The organism is Collinsella sp. OM07-12 (genome assembly GCF_003438275.1).
In the GTDB taxonomy this organism is placed as follows: Bacteria; Actinomycetota; Coriobacteriia; order Coriobacteriales; family Coriobacteriaceae; genus Collinsella.
Map to the genome: position 1 here is coordinate 1 of NZ_QSTQ01000061.1, position 552 is coordinate 552.

At 50.4% G+C, this 552-nt stretch carries 1 protein-coding gene; it reads right to left on the minus strand.

Translation table 11 applies throughout. The annotated features are described in order from the left end of the window. Nucleotides 1-298 precede the first annotated feature (298 nt). Nucleotides 299-552: hypothetical protein (locus tag DXB98_RS10505; protein ID WP_233505165.1), on the minus strand; the 254-nt coding region annotated here is incomplete at its 5' end.

Genomic DNA, 552 nt, shown 5'->3' on the forward strand with positions numbered 1-552 from the left:
CCGGGGGCGGGAATCACGCACTCCATATTTTGTTCACAAATTAATTAACTGGGCTCCGAGTTGCTCAGAGTCGCGCATATGGTCATAAACCTTGGACAGACCGTATGACCTCGGGAATCTTGCTGTCCACTGTAGACATATCATCTTTATACCCTCGTCGGTCTCCGCTAGTTAGCCCATCATAAATTGAAGGACAACGTTAACAAACCCATAAAACGCCAGCGGGGGCTCTATCACTAATTAGATAGAGCCCCCGCTGGCGGAGTGTATTTGATTGAAACAACGCCCCTTAATTGATTTACTGGAAATAAGGAGCAAAAGATCCGTCCGGATATACGTGGCGACAGAACCCTGGAGCCGGCTGATCGCCACCAGAAAGCGACATAAACAAAAAGATCGGCTCTACCTCACTGCGGACGACAACGATGCCCTCGACTAAAGTCAATCCGAGCACGCCTAAAACAGAAAGGGCAAATGTTAGCTTATAGAACGCAAAAAGGGGGAGGCCGCGAGGCCTCCCCCTTCTCCATTTCCTCTGACGGCTCGGTGCCG